Source organism: Massilia sp. HP4, from assembly GCF_005222695.1.
Taxonomy (GTDB): Bacteria; Pseudomonadota; Gammaproteobacteria; order Burkholderiales; family Burkholderiaceae_D; genus Telluria.
Genome location: NZ_STGG01000012.1, coordinates 282,513 through 302,658, shown reverse-complemented (window position 1 = coordinate 302,658; position 20,146 = coordinate 282,513). Strand labels below are relative to the sequence as shown.

Genomic DNA, 20,146 nt, shown 5'->3' with positions numbered 1-20,146 from the left:
TTTTCACAATTGGTGGCCCCAGGGACCTTGGCCCCTGCCTCGATCTACAATGGCATCCATCGATATTTGCCGGGAGAGACTCATGCACACCTTGCCCCATGGCGGCCTCGCCCTGTCCAGCTTGGACGAACAATTGCTGCTTCCCGGTATCAAGGGCCTGCCCTTGCAGGCGCCGCTGCGCCAGGGGGCGATCGGTGTGCAGGGCTGGAATGTGTTGCGCAGCGACACCAGTTTCCCGGTCGCCGTGCTCAAGGAATCCGCTCTGCGCCATAACCTTGCGTGGATGCACGCTTTCTGCGAACGCCACGGCGTCAGCCTGGCGCCGCATGGCAAGACCACGATGAGCCCGCAGCTGTTCGGCGCCCAGCTTGCCAACGGCGCCTGGGGCATCACCCTCGCCACCGCGACCCAGGTGCAGGTCGCCCACCGCTTCGGCGTGCGCCGGGTGCTGCTGGCCAACCAGCTGGTGGCGCGTGCCGATATCGCGGCGCTGCTGGCGCTGCTGCAGGGCGATCCGGATTTCGACTGCATCGTGCTGGCCGATTCGCAGGTCGGCGTCGATCGCCTGGCGCAGGCGGTTGCCGCGCACAGGCTGGCGCGACCGCTGCCGGTGCTGGTCGAGCTGGGCCTGGCCGGCAAGCGCGCCGGCTGCCGCAGCGACCAGGAAGCGATGGCCGTGGCGCGCGCGATCGCCGCCGTCGACGGCCTGGCGCTGGCCGGCTTCGAGGGCTACGAGGGCCTGCTCGTCAGCGACGACCGCGCCGCCGACCTGCGCCAGGTCGACGATTTCCTGGCGCGGCTGGTCGGGCTGGTGCGCGGCGCCGATGCCGAGGGATGGTTTGCCGCGTCCGAGATCCTGGTCTCGGCCGGCGGTTCGTCGTATTTCGACCTGGTGGCGCGCGGTTTCCAGGACGTCGCCGGCCTGTCGCGCCCGGTGCGCGCCATCCTGCGCAGCGGCTGCTACCTGACCAGCGACCATGGCATGTATGGGCGCCATCTCGCCGAGCTCGATGCGCGCGCGGGAGGGCAAGAGCAAGGGCTGCGTCCCGCCCTCGAGGTCTGGAGCTGCGTGCAGTCGCGCCCCGAGCCGACCCTGGCCATCCTCACCATGGGCAAGCGCGACGCTTCGTATGACGCCGACCTGCCGGTCCCGCTCCACACGGCGCGGCCCGACGGCGATGGAGCGCCAGCCGGGCTGCCGGCCAGCTGCGCCATTGTCAAGATGAACGACCAGCACGCCTACCTGCGGCTGCCCGAGGGCGACCCGCTGTGCGACAGCCTGGCGGTCGGCGACCTGGTCGGCTGCGGCATCTCGCATCCCTGCACGACCTTCGACAAATGGCCGCTGCTGCTGGCGGTGGACGACGATTACACGGTGCGTTACGCGCTCAATACCTTCTTCTGAAAGCCGGTGTCGTTACGCTACAATCGGCTTCTTGAATCACTGCCAACAAGAGCCGCCATGCCCGTCACGCCGCCGTCGCTGTTCCCGCCGATCCAGCCCATCCGCCACGGCATGCTGGCGGTCGACGAGATGCACACGATCTACTGGGAAGAAGTCGGCAATCCGGACGGCATCCCGGTGCTGTTCCTGCACGGCGGCCCCGGCGCCGGCCTGTCGCCCCAGCACCGCCGCTTCTTCGATCCGCGCGCCTACCGCGTGATCCTGTTCGACCAGCGCGGCGCCGGCAAGTCGACGCCGCTGGGCGAGTGGCGCAACAACACGACCCAGCTGCTGATCGAGGACATCGAGCGCCTGCGCGCGCTGTTCGGCGTCGAGCAGTGGCTGGTGTTCGGCGGTTCCTGGGGCTCGACCCTGGCGCTGGCCTATGGCCAGGCCCATCCCGCGCGCTGCCTGGGCTTCGTGCTGCGCGGGATCTTCCTGTGCACCCGCGCCGAAGTCGACTGGTTCATCAACGAGGTACGCTGGTTCTATCCCGAGCTGTACGAGGAATTCGTCGCTCCGATCCCGCTCGATGAGCGGGACGACCTGTTGAAAGCCTATGCGCGCCGCCTGCTGTGCCACGATCCCAAGGTCTACTGGCCGGCGGCGCGCGCCTGGAGCCGCTTCGAGGGCCGGCGCGTGTTCTTGCTGCCGCAGCCCGAGGAAGTGTCGAACGATACGCTCGACCTGGGCGTGGGCCGGCTCGAATCGCATTACATGCTCAATGGCGCCTTCCTTGAAGAAGACCAGCTGCTGCGCGACCTGGGGCGCATCGTCCACCTGCCGGCCCTGATCGTGCAGGGGCGTTATGACGTGATCTGTCCGCCGTTGTCTGCCTGGCGTCTGCATTCGGCGTGGCCGGGGGCGAAGCTGGAGATGATCGCCGATGCGGGGCACGGGGCGCTGGAGGCGGGGATTGCGCGCGCGCTGGTGGCGGCGACCGAGCAGTTCAAGCGGCATCGGCGCTTCGAATGAGGGGAACCATGATGCGGGCTGTTACACTATGCGTCGTGGGGTTGGACGCGTCGGCGGCGAGCCGCCAACCCTACGGCCAGACACACTACAACAATACGAACGTGTTCTTATGAATATCCAGATCAGCGACATCGGCCACGTCATCCAGCTGGCGATCGCCCCGGTTTTTCTGCTCACCGGCGTGGCCACCAAGCTGACCGTGCTGACCAACCGCCTGGCGCGCATCATCGACCGCACGCGGGTGCTCGAGGACCGGCTCAAGGTCAGCCCCAACGCCGAGTTCTCCAGCGAACTCGAACTGCTCTACCAGCGCTCGCACCTGATCAACTTCGCGATCGCCTCCAGCACCGCCTGCGGCCTGCTGGTGTGCGTGGTCATCGCGATGCTGTTCGCGGGCGATACCACCGGCATTCCGCTCGACCAGTACATCGCCGCCTGCTTCGTGTTCGCGATGCTTGGCCTGATCAGCAGCTTTGTCTATTTTTTGCGCGAGATCTTCATCGCCTCGCGCTTCATGCGCATGCAGCACCAGCAGATCATGCTCATGCAGCCACCGCCGCCACCGCCATCGCCACAGGCTTGACGGCGCGGCACGAAAGAATCTTATGCACGACTATCAACGCCCGCCGACCCTGCACCGCTACGCGCTGCGCACCGAGCTCGAAAACGCGCTCAAGAACGGCCAGTTCCGCCTGGAGCCCAACGGCGGCTTCCTGAACGTCTCGTTTTCCACCGTCTGGGACAAGCGCCTGTTCGACGTCATCACGCCCAGCGACGCCTGCCTGGTGATCCACAATACCGAGGAATTCGGCGAGCGCCTGCACCGCGCGGTGCAGCGCATGCTGCCCAACTGGGCCGGCATCGACGGCGCCATCGAGTACGGCACCCGTTCGCCGCTGGGCGCCGCCTTTACCAAGAGCGCCGGCCAGGCGCGCGAACAGGAATGGCAGTTCGCTTGGCGTCCGATGTCGCCCGGCGCCAGCCTGAATCCGGTGGTGGTCAGCATCGGCAGCATCGAGAGCTTCGCTGAACTGCGCGACCGCGAAAGCCACCTGGCCTGAACTTTAGTACCACGGCTCCAGAAAATCGCGGTGTAATGCCGCGATGACAACGACCGCCTACCCCAACCTGCTCGCGCCGCTCGACCTGGGTTTCACCACCCTCAGGAACCGCGTGATCATGGGCTCGATGCACACCGGGCTCGAAGACCGCTTCTACAACTACGGCAAGCTGGCCGCCTTCTACCGCGAACGCGCGCGCGGCGGCGTGGGCCTGATCGTCACCGGCGGCATCTCTCCCAACCGCCAGGGCTGGCTGCTGCCCTTCGGCGGCACCCTGAACTCGGTCTTCGACGTGCCCAATCACCGGCGCGTCACGCGGGCGGTGCACGAAGAGGGCGGCAAGATCCTGATGCAGATCCTGCACGCCGGCCGCTACGGCTACCAGCCCTTCGTGGTGTCGGCGTCCGCTATCCGCTCGCCGATCTCGCGCTTCAAGCCCAAGGCGCTGACCGAGGCCGGCATCGCATCGACGATCCGCGCCTATGTGCGCTGCGCCAAGCTCGCGCGCAGCGCCGGTTACGACGGCGTCGAGATCATGGGCAGCGAAGGCTATCTGCTGAACCAGTTCCTGTGCGCGCGCGCGAATCGCCGCACGGATGGCTGGGGCGGACCGATCGAGAACCGCATGCGGCTGGCGGTCGAGGTGGTGCGCCGCATCCGCGCCGCGCTCGGTCCCGATTTCATCCTGATGTATCGCCACTCGGTGCTCGACCTGGTCGAAGGCGGCAATACCTGGGACGAGATCGTGCTGGTGGCCAAGGCCCTGGGGGCCGCCGGCGCGACGATCCTGAACACCGGCTATGGCTGGCACGAGGCGCGCATCCCGACCATCGTCACCTCGGTTCCGCGCGCGGCCTTCGCCGACATCGCCGGGCGATTGCGCAAGGAAGTCGGCATTCCGGTCGTGGCCTCGAACCGCATCAATATGCCGGGCGAGGCAGAAAATATCCTGGCGCGCGGCGACGCCGACCTGGTCTCGATGGCGCGGCCCTTCCTGGCCGATCCCGATTTCGTCGTGAAAGCCGCCACTGGCCGTGCCGACCAGATCAATACCTGCATCGCCTGCAACCAGGCCTGCCTCGACCATACTTTCTCCAACCGGCGTGCGACCTGCCTTGTGAATCCGCGCGCCTGCCATGAGACCGAACTCGTCTACCGCAAGGCCGCCGCGACGCGCCGCATCGCGGTGGTCGGCGCCGGACCGGCCGGCCTGTCGGCGGCGACGGTGGCGGCCGAGCGCGGGCACCGCGTGACCCTGTTCGACGCCTCGGCGCGCATCGGCGGCCAGTTCAATATCGCGATGCGCGTTCCCGGCAAGGAGGAATTCGCCGAGACCATCCGTTATTTCGGGCGCCGCCTGGAATTGCTGGGCGTCGACATACGCTTGAATTGCCTGATTACGCGCGAGGAGCTGCTGGCGCAAGGCTTCGACGAGGTGGTGGTGGCGACCGGCATCCGCACGCGCCAGCCGGCGATTCCTGGCATCGACCATCCGATGGTGCTGAGCTATCTCGACGTGCTGCGCGAGGGCCGCCCGGTCGGCCGGCGCGTGGCCATCATCGGCGCCGGCGGCATCGGTTTCGACATGGGCGAATTCCTGGTGCACGATCCGAAGGTACCGCTGCCAGTGCCTGCCGGCCATTGGATGCAGGAGTGGGGCGTCGATCCGCTGGGGGCCACGGCCGGCGGACTGGCGCCGCCGGTCGCGCCGCAGCCGCCGCGCCAGGTCTGGCTCCTGCAGCGCAAGAGCACGCGCCCCGGCGCCGGCCTGGGCAAGACATCCGGCTGGGTGCACCGCGCCACGCTCGCGCGCAATGGCGTGACCATGCTGGCCGGCGTGCAGTACGAGCGCATCGACGACGCCGGCCTGCACATCACGGTGGGGGGAGAGCAGCGCCTGCTCGAGGTGGACAATGTGGTGATCTGCGCCGGGCAGGAAAGCCTGGCCGAACTGATGCCGGCCGAAGGGGCGACCGGCGGGCCGCGCTTCTACAAGATCGGCGGCGCGGCGCTGGCGTCCGAGCTGGATGCCAAGCGCGCGATCCGCGAAGGAGCGGAGCTGGCGGCGCGCCTGTAGCCGCCGGGGGGCGTAAATCCCTGCCGCACGGTTCGATGCCGTCAGACTCGTAGAACGGATGAGCTATATACTGTCGCTTGAGCAAATGACAAGACCTGCGCCCTCAGATCGTTGGCAGTGCAAAGCTACAGGCTCGTCTTGAAATCTACCTTCATTTTGGAGAAATCTTGTCCACCGACATAGCGATCCCAGCCATCGAGCAGATGCTTGCCGACGACGCCTACCGGCAAAAGAAGCAGCAATGTGCCCAATTTGCCGAAGAGCGTTTCTCCAGCCTGCTGGCTGACCTGGCAAGGGATATCGACACCCTGCACGCGTCGCATGGACCGATATCGCTGTATGTGCTCGATTCGCTGCCATCGGTTTATCTCGATACACTGGCCGCTTTGTCCCCGGAAGAAAGCGGACTGCTGGCCAAGCACATCGTCGCGTCGCGCCTGGAGGCGCTGCCTGCGAACTTGATAACATGGGCTTTGCCGCCTGGGATCGTGCTGCAGTATATCGATGCCGTGCGCTATATGACGCAGTCGATCGTGAGCCAGGGTGATGCCGAGTATGGCGATGTGCGTTCCAGCTATTTTGACCGCGATTTGCGCCTGACCTCGGGACTATCGCTTCCCCTGGGGGCTCAGATCATCGATCTGCGTGTATGGGCGCCGCGCACGCTTTACCGTAACAAGGGGCTTGTCGAAAACCTTCGCTGCCTGCTATTCGTCAAACTGCACCTGCGCGGCCTGGGGCCGTTGGTCAGGATTCACGCGGATAGCAGGATGGCAGGAAGTTTTAACGAAGAAGGCAGGATCGCCTGCTTCCTGCAGATTGCGCAGCTCATGGCGCTGATGCCGGACATTCGTGGTTTCATCGGTACGAGCTGGTATTACGACCCGCAAGTCAAGACGATCAGCCCCAAGCTTGCTTATCTCTCGCGTATTCCGATGGAGAATGGCGCGTTTCTCCGTGTCGATGGCAGCGGTGACATCCATACACAACGTGCACTGGAGCGTTCGCCCACGCGGCGCCAGCTGTTCGAAGAGGGTAAATACAAGCCGGTATGCGCGACCATGATCTGGACCAGGGAAAAACTGATGGAATGGGCAAGGAAATATGAACGCAGTCATTGATCGTGCAGTAAGCGCATTCGAAACGCGGCGCTATCGGCTATTGAACAGGCGCGAACGCGATATCGTGTACAAGGGTGGCGCGGTTTCATTCACTTTCGACGATTTTCCGCACTCGGCCCTGGACGGCGCTGCGATGCTCGAGGAACGGGGATGGCGCGGTACGTTTTATTTGTCCACGGCCCTGGCAGGGCATGACAGCAATGTCGGACAGATCGCGGACCTGGCCAGCGTGATGGCATTGCACGCAAGAGGGCACGAGATCGGGAACCACACCGATTCGCATCTGCGTTGCCAGGGCGCGCCGAAGGCAGTGCTCAAGCGCGAGCTGAAAGCCAGTGCCGACGCGCTCGCGCCAGCCGATGGAAACCGCAGCTTCGCCTTTCCGTTCGGCGCCTACGATGCCTCGGCTTTGAATGTATTCAGCGGCAGCTTCGATACGTTGCGCACCGTGCAACGCGGGGTCAATCATGGCCGGGCCGACCTGAATCTGTTGAAGGCCAATCCGATCTATGAATCCACGCAACTCGATACGGTTCGCATGCTGCTGGACGAGACGGTTGCAAATGACGGCTGGCTGATATTCTACACACACGATGTATGCGCGCGGCCGTCCGATTTTGGCTGCACGCCGGCCAGGTTCGACCAGGTGCTCTCGCTTGTGGCCCAGCGCGGACTCGCGGTTGAAACGGTCGCCGGAGTATTCGCCTCGCTGTAGTGCCGGAGACACGAACAATCAGGGCTCATCTCTGATCGTTAGCGCCGTCCAGGGAGATAGCGCTCAACAATTTACAATATGAAAATTACAACGAAATTCGTGGATTTCGTTGAGCGGCTATGCTACGCTTGCCGGACCACCCCCGTCACAGATCGATCGCTCACGGTTTGGACCCTCACCCGATATGGAGGCGATTATCAACACCCCTTACGTTCCGCCAGTCGTCGCCAGGAGCGCCGACAATGTCATCGTCATGGAATTCAACGAGTTGTGCCCATCGCTGCTCGACCGTTGGATGAACGAGGGCCGCTTACCGAATTTCAAGCGCTTGCACCAGCAGAGCGATGTATTCGTGACCGAGGCCGACGTCAAAGATCCAGCCCAGCTGGAACCCTGGATCCAGTGGTATTCGACCCACACCGGCTTGGCGTATGACCAGCATCAGGTCTATCACTTGACCGAAGGTGCGCATGCGAAGCATGAAGATATATATCAGACGCTCATGCAGGCCGGACGCAGTGTGTGCTGTTTTGCCGGAATGAATGTGCGTGGCTTCGCCAAACCAGGTTCAGTGTTCGTTGGCGATCCCTGGACCGAAAACGGAGACGCTTACCCGGCCGAATTGAATACGTATAATCGCTTCGTTAGCCGCAACGTGCGCGAATACTCGAATCCCAACGACCGGTTGACAGCAAAGGACTACGCAGGCTTCCTGGGCTATATGCTCGGGCATGGATTACGCCTGTCGACGATCCGCAGGCTCGCTACCCAGCTGGTCGTGGAACGCACCAGCGACAGACGCCTGTCGTACCGGCGCGCATCCTTGCTCGATCTCATGCAGTTCGACGTCTTCCGCTGGTACTACAAGCGCAACCGGCCCTCGTTCGCTACTTTCTTTATCAACAGCACCGCGCACATGCAGCATGCCTATTGGCGCCATCACGATCCCGATGCGTTCGAGGTCAAGCCGCGCGCTGACGAGATGTCGGTGTATGGCGATGCGATCCGGTCTGGCTACGAGGCGATGGACAAGCTGGTCGGTGAATTCCTGGAACTGGCGCAGTCGACCGGAGCCAGGCTGGTGTTCATGACGGCGCTCAGCCAGCAGCCTTTCCTGCGCCTGGAGTCCAAGGGTGGACAGAAGTTCTATCGCCTGCACGATGTCGAACGCTTCCTGCGTCAGTGGAATATTGCTTACACCGAAGTCAGTCCGACCATGACCAACCAGTACCTCGTGCGTTTCAATAGCGCAGAAGAGGTCCGGGCTGCACGTGAACAGCTTTCGGCATTCACCATTGAAAATGGACAGCGTGTCATCGACATACGCGACGCCGAAGACAACGCCTTGTATTTCGGTTGCGGCCTGCATGGCAGCGTTGCCAAGGACAGCCAGGTCAACGATCAGCTCGGGGGCAAGCAGGTCAAGTTCGGCGATATGCTGTACGCGATCGACGTGATGAAAAGCGGTTGCCATCACCCGCACGGCGCCTTGTGGATTACGGGTGGCAGCGGCGACAGGCATGCATCGCTGGTGTCGATTCTGGACGTCTATCCAACCCTTCTCGACCTTCTCGGCGTCGACAAGCCAGCCACCGGAGAACGCCGTGGCGCGAGCCTGGCGCCCTTGCTCAAGGATGCTGTGGTGGCAGGGCCAACGACGGTCTCCCAGCCGGCAATGGCTTAGCAGCTATCATCCAGGCACTGGGTGGCAAGGCGCCGTCCAGTGCCTGCCAGCCTATTTCTTGCGCACGACCACGCAACCGATCGAATACCCGGCGCCGAACGAGCAGATGACGCCATTGGCGCCCGCCGGCAAGTCGTCCTGGTATGTATGGAAGGCGATGATCGAGCCGGCCGACGAGGTATTGGCGTAGCTGTCCAGGATCACCGGCGCTTCGCCCGGCTCGGCATCGCGGCCCAGCAGGGTGCGCACGATCAGCAGGTTCATGTTCAGGTTGGCCTGGTGCAGCCAGTAGCGCGAAACATCTGCCGTGCCCAGGCCGGCCGCCGCCAGCGTGTCGGCGATGGTCTGCGCCGCCATCGGGCAGACTTCCTTGAACACCTTGCGGCCCTGCTGGCGGAACAGTTTATCCGGCTGGCCGATGCCCGCTTCGTCGAAGCGGTTCATGAAGCCGAAATTGTTGCGGATATTGTTCGAGAAGCTGGTCTTGAGGCGGCTGTCGAGGATTTCCCACTGATGCGCGCTGGTCGCGGTTTCCGCCGCCTCGATCACGATTGCCGTGCAGGCGTCGCCAAAGATGAAATGGCTGTCGCGGTCGCGGAAGTTCAGGTGGCCGCTGGTAATCTCGGGGTTCAGCACCAGCACCGCGCGGGCGCGGCCGCCGCGCACCGCGTCGACCGCGGTGGCGATGCCGAAGGTGGCCGAGGAACAGGCCACGTTCATGTCGAAGCCGAAGCCGTCGATACCCAGCGCCTCTTGCACCTCGACCGCCATCGCCGGATAGGCGCGCTGCATATTGCTGCAGGCGACCAGCACCATGTCGATGTCTTGCGGCTCTTTGCCGGCACGTGCCAGCGCTTCGCGCGCCGCCGCCACGCACATCTCGGCCTGCAGCGAGATCTCGTCGTCGGCCCGTTCCGCGATGCGCGCCGTCATGTGGGTCGGATCCAGGATGCCGCTCTTTTCCATCACGTAGCGCGACTTGATGCCGGATGCCTTTTCGATGAAGCCGCTGCTCGACGGTTCCAGCGCCGTCACCTCGCCCGCTGCGATTTTCTCCGCGTGCTCCCGGTTGTGCAGGTCGACATAGGCGTTGAAGGCTGTCACCAGCTCGTCGTTCGAGATGGCGTGCGGCGGCGTGAAGAGGCCAGTGCCGCTGATGACGACAGGTTTCATATTCAGCAAACTTTCAAGGAAAATAGGCGCGGTTGCCCGCAAGATGCGCCGATTCTACACGCTCGGCGCGGGCGTGGGAATCGGCCGCGGCAGGGGACAAGCGGGGAGTTTCAGTGCGCTTGCTGGGCCAGCGTGGTGGCGGCATTGGCGCGCTTGGATAGCACGACTTTCTCGCCCTTGAGGTGGCGCAGGGCCTGGGCCAGCTGGAAGTCGTCCGCGCTGCCGTAGTCGAGCGGCTTGCGGGTGCGCGCCTCGGCGAGCAGACGCATCTGCTCTTCGATATCGTCCTCGCGGGTGGCGACTTCTGGACCGGAACCGTTCGACAGGTGGTGCTGCAGGTCGGCTTCGCGCATGCGCAGGGCGTTCAGGCCGTCGCCTTCGAGCGTTTCGTCGACCGGGAAATCGGGCACGATGCCGCGTGCCTGGATCGAGCGGCCGGCCGGCGTGAAGTAGCGCGCCGTGGTCAGCTTGACCGCGGCGTCGCGCCCGATCGGGCGGATGGTCTGCACCGAGCCCTTGCCGAAGGTCTGGCTGCCGAGGATGGCGGCGCGCTTGTAGTCTTGCAGGGCGCCGGCCACGATCTCGGACGCCGAGGCCGAGCCGGTATTGACCAGCACTACCATCGGCAAGTCCTTGAAGCTCGGGGGCAGGCTGGCCAGCGGGTCGGCGCCGCTGCGCAGCATGTAGAACTCGGGGCGGGCATAGAAGCGCTGGCGCTGTTCAAGCAGCTGGCCGTTGGTCGACACGATTTCGGCGTTCTTGGGCAGGAAGGCTGCGGCGACGCCGATCGCTCCCTGCAGCAGGCCGCCCGGATCGTTGCGCAAGTCGAGCACCAGGCCTTTCAGGTCGGGGTCTTCGCGGTACAGCGCCTGCAGTTTGGCGGCCATATCGTCCACCGTCGGCTCCTGGAATTGCGCGATGCGCAGCCAGGCGTAGCCCGGTTCGACCATCTTCGCCTTGACGCTCTTTTGCACGATCTCGCGCCGCTCGATGGTGAAATCGAGCGGCTCGGGCGCGTCCTTGCGGGCGACGGTGAGCGTGACGCGCGTGCCCGGCTCGCCGCGCATGCGCTTGATGGCGTCGTCGATCGGCGTACCCTGGACCGGGTGGCCGTCGATGCGGGTGATCAGGTCGCCCTCCTTGATGCCGGCGTGGTAGGCCGGTGAATCTTCCATCGGGGTGACGATCTCGATATAGCCGTCTTCGCTCACGGCGATCTCGATGCCGACGCCGACAAAGCGGCCCTCGGTGCCTTCGCGCAGCTCGCGGTAGGCGCGCGGATCGAGGTAGGCCGAATGCGGATCGAGCGAAGCGACCATGCCGGCGATCGCCTCGGACAGCAGGGCCTTGTCTTCGACCGGTTCGACATAGGTGGACTTGATGACGCCGTAGACGTCGGCCAGCTGGCGCAGCTCGGCGATCGGCATGCCGGCTTCGACCGGCGGCTTGAAGGCGAGGGCCGAGAATTGCATGGTCAGGCCGACCCCGGCGATGACGCCCAGGCCGACGAGGCAGGAATTCTTGAAGGTGGAGCCCATGGTTGATCCGTACGATGGCGTCTGCAAGCGGTGCGACCTAGCCTGGCAGGCGCGAGCTTATGCCTGAGGTAGCGCAAGGCCAGTATAAACCGGTTCGCGCGCGACCGCGGGCGGCGGCGCAAAAGCGGTCGACACCGACGGCGGCAGGGGAGGGGACGCGTGCGCCAGGTAACGGCTTGTTACACCCGGCCCGGCGAAGGTAAGCAATTGTAAGAGTAAGGGAGCGTGCGGATGAGGCAGCCTATAGTTGAACCAGTTTTTCTCTCTCTCCACTCTTGAAGTGGTCTTTGCCCGCGGCCTCCACCGCGGGCTTTTTTCTTTCCGGCCCTACTTTTGCAAACCGCGCGATCTGCACGGCTGCCTCTTCACGGATTGTACATTCCACGGCGCAGGACACGGGATGCACATATCACCTTGTTGTCACCATCCAACACATGCATATACGAAAACACATGTGTGCCGTGTATCGAAAAGTAAAAATCTTTGCTCTGCAGGCGAGGTCGTTTGCCTTCCCGCTAGAATGTTCTTTTGCCGGTGCGTAGCAGGCGCATCCGGCCGGACTCGAATAATCCCTGCAATCACACTCTGCAAGTAAGGAATTTCCCCGTGAAGCGACACCTTCTGAGCACCCTGACCCTGTCCCTGATGGCAGCCTTCGCCTTGCCCGCCATCGCCGCCGATGCCGCGCCAGCCACCGCGGCCACCGCGAGCGCCGCGGCCGGCGTCATCTCGGGCATCGACACCCAATACATCGACACCAGCGTGCGTCCGCAGGACGACTTCTTCACCCACCTGAACGGCAAGTGGCTGAAAGAGACCGAGATCCCGAGCGACCGTTCGAGCTGGGGCACCTTCATGAAGCTGCGCGAAGACACCACGCCGCAGCTGCTGGCCATCATCGAAGCCGCACAAAAAGACACTGGCGCCAAGGCGGGCAGCGAAGCCCGCAAGATCGGCGACCTGTACGCCAGCTTCATGGACGCCGAGCGCCGCGAAAGCCTGGGCTACAAGCCGCTGACCGGCGAGCTGTCGCGCATCCGCGCGCTGAAGGACAAGAAGGGCATCCCGGCCCTGGCGGCCCACCTGGCCAGGATCGGCGTCTCGAGCCCCTACGGCATCTACGTCGGCCAGGACATGCGCGAGTCGACCAGGTACGCCACCTATATCAGCCAGAGCGGCCTTGGCATGCCCGACCGCGACTACTACCTGAAGCAGGACGACGCCAAGCTGGCGGAAATCCGCGCCAAGTACCAGCAGCACGTCGAGAAAACCCTGGCATTGGCCGGCGAGAAGAACGCCGCAGCCCAGGCCAAGGCGATCGTCGACTTCGAGACCGAGCTGGCCAAGGTGCAGTGGACCAAGGTCGAGAACCGCGACCCGGTCAAGCGTTATAACAAGATGAGCGTGCTTGATCTGGCCAAGCTGGCGCCGGGCTATGACTGGAAGGCGGCTCTCGCCGCCGCCGGCGTGGGCAACAAGCTCGACACCATCATCGTCAACCAGCCGAGCTACTTCACGGGTTTCAACGAACTGCTGGCGAAGACCGACCTGGCGACCGTCAAGTCCTACTTCGAATGGCAGCTGCTGCGCGAATACGCGCCTTACCTGTCGAAGGCCTTCGTGGACGCGGACTTCGCCTTCTACGGCACCGCGCTGACCGGCGTGGCCGAGCAGCGTCCGGAGTGGAAGAAGGGCGTGGCCACGGTCGAAGGTGCGCTGGGCGAGGCGCTCGGCAAGCTGTACGTGAAAGAACACTTCCCGGCCGAGCGCAAAGAACGAATGGAGCAGCTCGTCAAGAACCTGATCATCGCCTATGGCCAGTCGATCGACAACCTGGAGTGGATGAGCCCCGCGACCAAGAAGGAAGCGCGCGCCAAGCTGGCCAAGTTCACGCCCAAGATCGGCTATCCTGACAAATGGCGCGACTACGCGCGCCTGGCCATCAAGCGCGACGACCTGGTCGGCAACGCGATGCGCGCCTCGACCTTCGAGTACGAGCGCAATATCGGCAAGCTGGGTAAACCGATCGACCACACCGAATGGGGCATGACGCCGCAGACCGTGAACGCCTACTACCGCAGCACGATGAACGAGATCGTGTTCCCGGCCGCGATCCTGCAACCGCCGTTCTTCGACATGCGCGCCGACGACGCCGTCAACTATGGTGCGATCGGCGCCGTGATCGGCCACGAGATCGGCCACGGCTTCGACGACAAGGGCAGCCAGTCGGATGGCGACGGCAACCTGCGCAATTGGTGGAGCGCCGAGGACAAGGCCGCGTTCAAGGCCCGCACCGACAAGCTGGTCAACCAGTTCAACGGCTACGCCCCGCTGCCGGGCTATAACGTCAACGGCGAGCTGACCCTGGGCGAGAACATCGGCGATAACGCCGGCCTGGCGATCGGCTACAAGGCCTACAAGCTGTCGTTGAACGGCAAGCCGGCCCCGGTGATCGACGGCCTCACCGGCGACCAGCGCTTCTTCATGGGCTGGGCCCAGGTGTGGCGCTCGAAGATGCGCGAAGCGCAGCAGATCAACCAGGTCAAGACCGACCCGCACTCGCCGGGCCAGTTCCGCGCCAACGGCACCGTGCGCAATATGGCCGAGTTCTACGAGGCCTTCGACGTGAAGCCGGGCGACAAGATGTACCTGCCGCCTGAAGAGCGCGTCATCATCTGGTAATCTGGTCCCATTGACGGGCCGGCGTCATGAGCGCCGGCCCGTTTTGCATTGCACTCACAACAAAGAGAGAGAGAACCCATGAAACGACATCTGTTCAGCGCCGCCGTACTCGCCCTGGTGGCTTCGTTCGCGCAGGCCGAATCCGGCGCCGCCGCCGCTCCTGCCGCCGCTACCGCGGCCAAGACCGGCGCCGCCTCGTCGGGCATCGCTACCCAGTACATCGAAGCGGGCGTGCGCCCGCAAGACGATTTCTTCGAACACCTGAACGGCAAGTGGCTCAAGTCGGTCGAGATCCCGGCCGACAAGTCGACCTGGGGCGCCTTCCACCAGCTGCGCGACGACACCCTGCCGCAGCTGCGCGCGATCATCGAGAAGGCCGCCATGGAAAAGAGCGCGGCCAACGGCACCGAAGCGCGCAAGATCGGCGATTTCTACGCCAGCTATATGGACGAAGCGCGCCTCGAGCAGCTGGGCGCCAAGCCGCTGGCCGGTGAACTGGGCAAGATCGACGCGCTGAAAAACAAGAATGAACTGCCGGCAATGTTCGCCCACCTGGGCCGCATCGGCGTCAATGTGCCGTTCGTGTTCTTCATCCACCAGGATGCCAAGGATTCGACCAAGTACGTGGCCGACCTGTACCAGGCCGGCCTGGGCATGCCCGACCGCGACTACTACCTGAAACTGGACGACGCCAAGCTGGCCGACACGCGCGCCAGATACCAGCAGCACATCGAGAAGATGCTGGCGCTGGCCGGCGGCAAAAACGCGGCAGCCGATGCGAAAGCCATCGTCGAACTGGAAACCGAACTGGCCAAGGTGCAGTGGACCAAGGTCGAAAACCGCGACCCGATCAAGACCTATAACAAGGTCGAGCTGTCCAAGCTGGCCGCCATGGCGCCGGGCTATGACTGGCAGCAGTGGCTGAAGGCGTCCGGGCTGCAGGGCAAGGCCGACTACCTGATCGTCAGCCAGCCGACCTACCTGAAAGGCTTCGCCGACGTTCTTGGCCGTATCCCGCTCGAGACCTGGAAAGCCTACCTGCAATTCCAGACCGTGAACGGCTACGCCAACTACCTGTCGAAGGCCTTCGTCGACCAGCGCTTCGCCTTCAATGGCACCACCCTGGCCGGCATCCCGCAACTGGAACCGCGCTGGAAGCGCGGCGTCTCGACGCTGGAAGGTAGCCTGGGCGACGCGGTCGGCAAGCTGTACGTGGCCAAGCACTTCCCGGCCGAGCGCAAGGCGCATATGGAAGTCCTGGTCAACAACCTGCTGGCTGCCTACAAGGACTCGATCGACACGCTGGACTGGATGAGCCCCGCGACCAAGAAGGAAGCGCAGGCGAAGCTGGCCAAGTTCACGCCGAAGATCGGGTACCCGAACAAGTGGAAGGATTACGCGGCCCTGACCGTGAAGCGCGACGACCTGGTCGGCAACGTGATGCGGTCGCGCGAAGTGGAATACAAGCGCGAGCTGAATAAACTGGGCAAGCCGATCGACCGCGACGAGTGGGGCATGACGCCGCAGACCGTCAACGCCTACTACAACCCGGAACTGAACGAGATCGTGTTCCCGGCCGCGATCCTGCAGCCGCCGTTCTTCGACGCCAATGCCGACGACGCGGTCAACTACGGCGGCATCGGCGCCGTGATCGGCCATGAGATCAGCCACGGCTTCGACGACCAGGGTTCGCAGTACGACGGCGACGGCAATATGCGCAACTGGTGGACCGAGGAAGACGGCAAGCGCTTCGGCGAAAAGACCAAGGCGCTGATCGCCCAATATGCGGCCTTCAGCCCCCTCGAAGGCTATAACGTCAACGGCGAACTGACCCTGGGCGAGAACATCGGCGACAACTCGGGCCTGGCGATCGCCTACAAAGCCTACAAGATCTCGCTGAAGGGTAAACCTGCGCCCGTCATCGACGGCTTGACCGGCGACCAGCGCTTCTACATGGGTTGGGGCCAGGTGTGGCGCACCAAGATGCGCGAGCCGGCGCAGATCGCCCAGATCAAGACCGATCCGCACTCGCCGGCGCAGTACCGGGCGAATGGCACCCTGAAGAACCAGCCTGGCTTCTATGAGGCGTTCGGGGTCAAGGCGGGCGACAAGATGTACCTGGCGCCGAAGGATCGCGTGATTATCTGGTAATCGCGGCGCCTGGCTGAACTGGTGGCCGGCCGTGAAAGTGGCCGGCCATTTTTTCTTTAGCTCCGATCGGGGGGCGCGTCCGGAACCAGGGTACCGGCTTTTCCTGCCACAAACCGCTGGTAGAACAAAGCAGGGAGGCTCAGGCTGGCGACGACGGCGATGATGTAAAGAGCTTGTGCAGTCGTGCTGAAGTTCAACGCGACGAACCGTCCGACCGGTTTCAAAAGATAAATAATGACTATATGGAAGGTGAACACCTGTATCGAGTAAGTGCCGATAAAGCTCAGCCAGGGAAGTCCACTGTTTCGCGGGATGACGCGGAGCAATGAAAAGAGTATGACCAATTGTGCGGCCACGTTAACGATGCGCAACAAGCCGAGATTGGCCTTGCCAAAGTAATGGTGCATTTCATCCGGCAGGTCGATGACCGCATGGCGGGCCAATAGCAGCACCAGTGCGATTCCCAGGGCGACCAGAAATTGAGAATTGCCTTTGAAAAAATCGACTTTCTTTTGTGTCTTGTGGACATAGCCGAAGTAAAGACCAGCTACCCACAATAGTTGCCAGCTGAGCGGATTGAAGTATCCATCGCTCCCGCGCATGTCCAGCGCCTCCGCCAGCAAGCGCACCGGATCAATATAGTTCCCCAACAACCAGAGTACGACGCTTGCAGCGAAGACGGCCAGACCTTGGCGATGGTCTAGGCATACAGTACCAGCGGGCTCAGCAGGGCGAAAACTATATACATTGGCAGGATATCAAAATAGACCGGTTGATGCACCAATAATAGGGTGCCAATAATGGTCCACAATATTTCTTCAGTATTATTCTTAACGAAGAAGCGTTTGCCAAAATATTCACCATAAGATGGAATCAGGATGGCGATCGAAAGCAGGAGTGCGAACGCAAGAATATGGTATTTGTAGATCTTGAATGCCCGTTTGCCAGAGGTGCGTAACCTCGCCATGAATGGTTCAAATCCCAGCTTGGATGTAATCGCGTAGGTATATCCGGACAGCACGATAAATCCCTCTGCAGCCGTGACATAGCCAAAGGGCTGAGCGGCGAATAAGGTTAGTGAACCACCCAAATGATTCAGCGTCATAATGATCAATAGAATGCCTCGCATCGTATCGAGTCGGATATCGCGTTTGTTTTCAATGATGAGATTTGACATGTTTAGATTCATGACAATCGTCCCTTCTGAAGCTGCGGGGCAAGGTCTGCGAAAAACGCCTGAAATATTGACGAGATTATATCATTGAGCGAGCTTTATGCATTTATATTGTTGCAGAATAGAATTTATTTCCAAAAAAAAACATTTCCGGGTATTTTTAGTTTGGAAAGCCGAGGTTGTTACAGAGGCCGATAAGACTTGCACACGTAGAGCCGCGCCAGTCGTGAGAATTGCCCTATAATTGCTCAAATAGTAAGATCACACCGGCGTGGCCAATGGCTTTGCCCTACGACCGAGATGTCGTTTCCGACCATGCACCTATCTGTATTCAATCATGTCGATAGCCGCCCTACGTCCTAAAATCGCCGTCCTGTATCTCGCGAGATGCCTGGGACTGTTCGCCCTGGGACGCCATCTCACTGCCAAGCGATTGCGTATTCTCTGCTATCACGGCGGTTGCTTGGGTGACGAACTTGGTTACAACCCGAAGCTGTTCATGTCGACCGAGACTTTTCGCAAGCGTATTGCCTGGCTCCAAACCAAAGGCTATTCACCCGTGCGGCTGGACGATGCGGTACGCACACCAGACGCCAACCGTGGACGGCTGGAAGTCGTCGTGACATTCGATGACGGCTGGTATTCCACCGGCCGAGAATTATTGCCGGTGCTCGCCGGACAGCAGATCCCCTCCACGCTTTACTTATGTACGCGGCATTTTCTTGAGGGATGGCCGGTATTGAATGTCGCAACGCGCTATCTGTTGTGGAAGGCCGCACGCAGGCGGGTGAAGCTGGAGGGGTTCGGCGCCAAGGTGGATGGCGAACACGATCTGGCGATACCTGCCGCGCGCGAATCGCTCGCGCAGGGTGTGGTGGCGGCGTTCGCGCCGCTGGCCACGGACCGCAGCGCAGTATGTGCAGCACTGGAGCGGCTTGCCACTGCTGTCGGCCTCGACCCCGCCGAGTTGGACCTGGCAAGCCGCCGCTTCGACTACATGACGCCGGAAGAAGTCCGTTCAGCGGCCGCCAGTGGCTGCGCCATCGAACTACACGGGCACGACCACTATTATCCCCGCGGCGCCCCGGAGCGTTTCCGCGCCGACTTGAGCCGTTGCGATGAAGTGATTACCGGCCTGGGCTTGCCGAAGCCGCGTCATTACTGTTATCCAAGCGGATCGTTCGACGAAGGAGCGGCGGTGGTGCTCGACGAGCTGGGTGTGGCGTCGGCAACTACCTGCCTGCCCGGTCTGGTCCATGACAGTTCGCCGCCAAACTCATTCTACCTGTCGCGCTTCCTCGATGGAGAAAGCATCCATCAGCTCGAATTCGAGGCCGAAATGAGCGGCTTCGCCGATTTCCTGCGGCGCCTGAAGGGCCGGCGATTCAGCCTTCCCGTAGCAGCGAAGCCGAAAACGTCTGCGCCCACTCCTGCTGGCGACGCCTTCCCCAAATAAGCATGTAATTCTTCGGCCGGTAGCGTCCTTCTTCATACAATCGGCGCCGGGTGGCCGACTTCGCGAGTGCATTGTCGATCGCTTCGCCGCCGCTGGCCACATAAAGTAGCTTCGCCCCGCCGCGTAGCGGCACCTCGCGCAGATAGGCGAGGCGCGGGCTCACCGTGGCTAGCGCGGGATCGTAAAACCAGCTGCTGCCAAACATCCCCAGCACCTCCGGAAACAGTTCGTAGAGCTCCGCGCAACATCGGTAGCACTCGTTCGAACCCTCCTCGTTAAACGTTTCCAACATGAACTTGTGAGTATGAATCTGGAAATAGGGGCGAAAGCCACCGATCGACGCGATCGCGCTCGTACTGCGCAGCCAGTCGGCAGGTGTACCGCGGCCGAGCAGGGAACGTGGTACACCGCAACGCGGATCGACCAGACGCGCGCCGGCAACGTAAAGACGCAAGGTGGCGATGCCGAATTCTTTGTGGAAGAGGTCGTGGTCAAGATGCAGCCAAGGCGAGTCCTCTTCGTGGGAGATAATTCTTTTAAATTGCTGTAATTGTTGCGCAGCAATCCGCGCTGGCAGCCGTTTCAGGCCTTGCTCGCCGACGGTCTTGGCAATAGCGTGCAGGATCACGGCGCGAAGAAATGCCCTGGCACCGGCATCGCCTGTCTTGTCGCGAACGGCGGACAGAATGGCGCTGGCGGCCTGGGTAAAAACCTTGTACCCATCAAGGGCGCCCGTGCCCGGCGCTTCGTGGATAAAGCGGTCGAGCAACGAGATGGCGTCTGCCGTGCCCAGTGCGGCCAGCAGCCGGTCGCGCTCTGCAATCGCGGAGCAGTTCAGTTTGTCTGGATCGATTTGCATCACGAAAATTCGTTGCGGTAACATGCCAATATAACA

The 20,146-nt window shown here is 62.5% G+C and carries 15 protein-coding genes and 1 pseudogene; 11 read left to right on the top strand and 5 right to left on the bottom strand.

All coding sequences use genetic code 11. The features are described from left to right. Positions 1 to 82: 82 nt before the first annotated feature. The 8 genes from E8M83_RS06750 to E8M83_RS06715 all read left to right on the top strand — a co-directional run bounded on the left by E8M83_RS06750 (position 83) and on the right by E8M83_RS06715 (position 9,077). Positions 83 to 1,405 (top strand): amino acid deaminase, encoded by a 1,323-nt coding sequence (locus E8M83_RS06750; protein WP_137172591.1) that lies wholly within the window; start codon positions 83 to 85, stop codon positions 1,403 to 1,405. A gap of 57 nt (positions 1,406 to 1,462) precedes the next feature. Next, complete coding sequence (gene pip, locus E8M83_RS06745; RefSeq protein WP_137172590.1) at positions 1,463 to 2,419, top strand: prolyl aminopeptidase; 957 nt, start codon at positions 1,463 to 1,465, stop codon at positions 2,417 to 2,419. A 109-nt stretch (positions 2,420 to 2,528) separates the two neighbouring features. Next, positions 2,529 to 3,002, top strand: a complete 474-nt coding sequence (locus tag E8M83_RS06740) for a DUF2721 domain-containing protein (RefSeq protein WP_137172589.1) — start codon at positions 2,529 to 2,531, stop codon at positions 3,000 to 3,002. Positions 3,003 to 3,024: 22 nt separating this feature from the next. Continuing rightward, positions 3,025 to 3,480 (top strand): hypothetical protein, encoded by a 456-nt coding sequence (locus tag E8M83_RS06735; RefSeq protein WP_137172588.1) that lies wholly within the window; start codon positions 3,025 to 3,027, stop codon positions 3,478 to 3,480. Between the two features lie 43 nt (positions 3,481 to 3,523). After that, the gene (locus E8M83_RS06730) at positions 3,524 to 5,557 is read left to right on the top strand and encodes an NADPH-dependent 2,4-dienoyl-CoA reductase (protein ID WP_137172587.1); all 2,034 of its coding nucleotides are present in this window, start codon (positions 3,524 to 3,526) and stop codon (positions 5,555 to 5,557) included. Positions 5,558 to 5,724: 167 nt separating this feature from the next. Beyond that, positions 5,725 to 6,678: a hypothetical protein gene (locus tag E8M83_RS06725; protein ID WP_137172586.1), complete on the top strand. Its 954-nt coding sequence runs from the start codon at positions 5,725 to 5,727 to the stop codon at positions 6,676 to 6,678. Beyond that, the gene (locus tag E8M83_RS06720) at positions 6,662 to 7,393 is read left to right on the top strand and encodes a polysaccharide deacetylase family protein (RefSeq protein WP_137172585.1); all 732 of its coding nucleotides are present in this window, start codon (positions 6,662 to 6,664) and stop codon (positions 7,391 to 7,393) included. The genes E8M83_RS06725 and E8M83_RS06720 overlap by 17 nt, the downstream gene beginning before the upstream one ends. 184 nt (positions 7,394 to 7,577) lie before the next feature. Next, positions 7,578 to 9,077, top strand: a complete 1,500-nt coding sequence (locus tag E8M83_RS06715; protein WP_137172584.1) for a hypothetical protein — start codon at positions 7,578 to 7,580, stop codon at positions 9,075 to 9,077. A gap of 51 nt (positions 9,078 to 9,128) precedes the next feature. Here the strand turns inward: E8M83_RS06715 and E8M83_RS06710 are convergent, their stop codons facing one another. Both E8M83_RS06710 and E8M83_RS06705 read right to left on the bottom strand, forming a co-directional pair. Further along, positions 9,129 to 10,250: a beta-ketoacyl-ACP synthase III gene (locus tag E8M83_RS06710; RefSeq protein ID WP_137172583.1), complete on the bottom strand. Its 1,122-nt coding sequence runs from the start codon at positions 10,248 to 10,250 to the stop codon at positions 9,129 to 9,131. A 110-nt stretch (positions 10,251 to 10,360) separates the two neighbouring features. Continuing rightward, positions 10,361 to 11,788, bottom strand: a complete 1,428-nt coding sequence (locus E8M83_RS06705; RefSeq protein ID WP_137172582.1) for a S41 family peptidase — start codon at positions 11,786 to 11,788, stop codon at positions 10,361 to 10,363. Positions 11,789 to 12,394: 606 nt separating this feature from the next. On the opposite strand from E8M83_RS06705, the gene E8M83_RS06700 reads away from it, so the two are divergent. After that, the gene (locus E8M83_RS06700) at positions 12,395 to 14,470 is read left to right on the top strand and encodes a M13 family metallopeptidase (RefSeq protein WP_137172581.1); all 2,076 of its coding nucleotides are present in this window, start codon (positions 12,395 to 12,397) and stop codon (positions 14,468 to 14,470) included. 78 nt (positions 14,471 to 14,548) lie between these two features. Continuing rightward, positions 14,549 to 16,621, top strand: a complete 2,073-nt coding sequence (locus E8M83_RS06695) for a M13 family metallopeptidase (protein WP_137172580.1) — start codon at positions 14,549 to 14,551, stop codon at positions 16,619 to 16,621. 56 nt (positions 16,622 to 16,677) lie between these two features. Here the strand turns inward: E8M83_RS06695 and opgC (E8M83_RS26455) are convergent. After that, a pseudogene (gene opgC / locus E8M83_RS26455) lies at positions 16,678 to 17,310 on the bottom strand (OpgC domain-containing protein); the annotation flags it as partial. An 11-nt stretch (positions 17,311 to 17,321) separates the two neighbouring features. Next, entirely contained in the window at positions 17,322 to 17,798 is a 477-nt protein-coding gene (gene opgC, locus E8M83_RS26450; protein ID WP_170976714.1) for an OpgC domain-containing protein, read from the bottom strand. 334 nt (positions 17,799 to 18,132) lie between these two features. On the opposite strand from opgC (E8M83_RS26450), the gene E8M83_RS06680 reads away from it, so the two are divergent. Beyond that, positions 18,133 to 19,251, top strand: a complete 1,119-nt coding sequence (locus tag E8M83_RS06680) for a polysaccharide deacetylase family protein (RefSeq protein ID WP_137172577.1) — start codon at positions 18,133 to 18,135, stop codon at positions 19,249 to 19,251. On the opposite strand, the gene E8M83_RS06675 is transcribed toward E8M83_RS06680, so the two are convergent. Further along, positions 19,181 to 20,110, bottom strand: coding sequence for a hypothetical protein (locus E8M83_RS06675; RefSeq protein ID WP_137172576.1), 930 nt, complete (start codon positions 20,108 to 20,110; stop codon positions 19,181 to 19,183). The two genes, E8M83_RS06680 and E8M83_RS06675, sit on opposite strands and share 71 nt — an antisense overlap. Positions 20,111 to 20,146: the final 36 nt, after the last annotated feature.

Excerpts from the sequence above, each read along its gene's own strand:
- E8M83_RS06730 (WP_137172587.1), top strand. The coding sequence starts at position 3,524 with ATGACAACGACCGCCTACCCCAACCTGCTCGCGCCGCTCGACCTGGGT.
- opgC (WP_170976714.1), bottom strand. The coding sequence starts at position 17,798 with ATGTCAAATCTCATCATTGAAAACAAACGCGATATCCGACTCGATACG.
- E8M83_RS06705 (WP_137172582.1), bottom strand. The coding sequence starts at position 11,788 with ATGGGCTCCACCTTCAAGAATTCCTGCCTCGTCGGCCTGGGCGTCATC.
- E8M83_RS06695 (WP_137172580.1), top strand. The coding sequence starts at position 14,549 with ATGAAACGACATCTGTTCAGCGCCGCCGTACTCGCCCTGGTGGCTTCG.
- E8M83_RS06680 (WP_137172577.1), top strand. The coding sequence starts at position 18,133 with ATGTCGATAGCCGCCCTACGTCCTAAAATCGCCGTCCTGTATCTCGCG.
- E8M83_RS06715 (WP_137172584.1), top strand. The coding sequence starts at position 7,578 with ATGGAGGCGATTATCAACACCCCTTACGTTCCGCCAGTCGTCGCCAGG.
- E8M83_RS06740 (WP_137172589.1), top strand. The coding sequence starts at position 2,529 with ATGAATATCCAGATCAGCGACATCGGCCACGTCATCCAGCTGGCGATC.
- E8M83_RS06675 (WP_137172576.1), bottom strand. The coding sequence starts at position 20,110 with ATGCAAATCGATCCAGACAAACTGAACTGCTCCGCGATTGCAGAGCGC.
- E8M83_RS06710 (WP_137172583.1), bottom strand. The coding sequence starts at position 10,250 with ATGAAACCTGTCGTCATCAGCGGCACTGGCCTCTTCACGCCGCCGCAC.
- E8M83_RS06735 (WP_137172588.1), top strand. The coding sequence starts at position 3,025 with ATGCACGACTATCAACGCCCGCCGACCCTGCACCGCTACGCGCTGCGC.
- pip (WP_137172590.1), top strand. The coding sequence starts at position 1,463 with ATGCCCGTCACGCCGCCGTCGCTGTTCCCGCCGATCCAGCCCATCCGC.
- E8M83_RS06750 (WP_137172591.1), top strand. The coding sequence starts at position 83 with ATGCACACCTTGCCCCATGGCGGCCTCGCCCTGTCCAGCTTGGACGAA.
- E8M83_RS06720 (WP_137172585.1), top strand. The coding sequence starts at position 6,662 with ATGAACGCAGTCATTGATCGTGCAGTAAGCGCATTCGAAACGCGGCGC.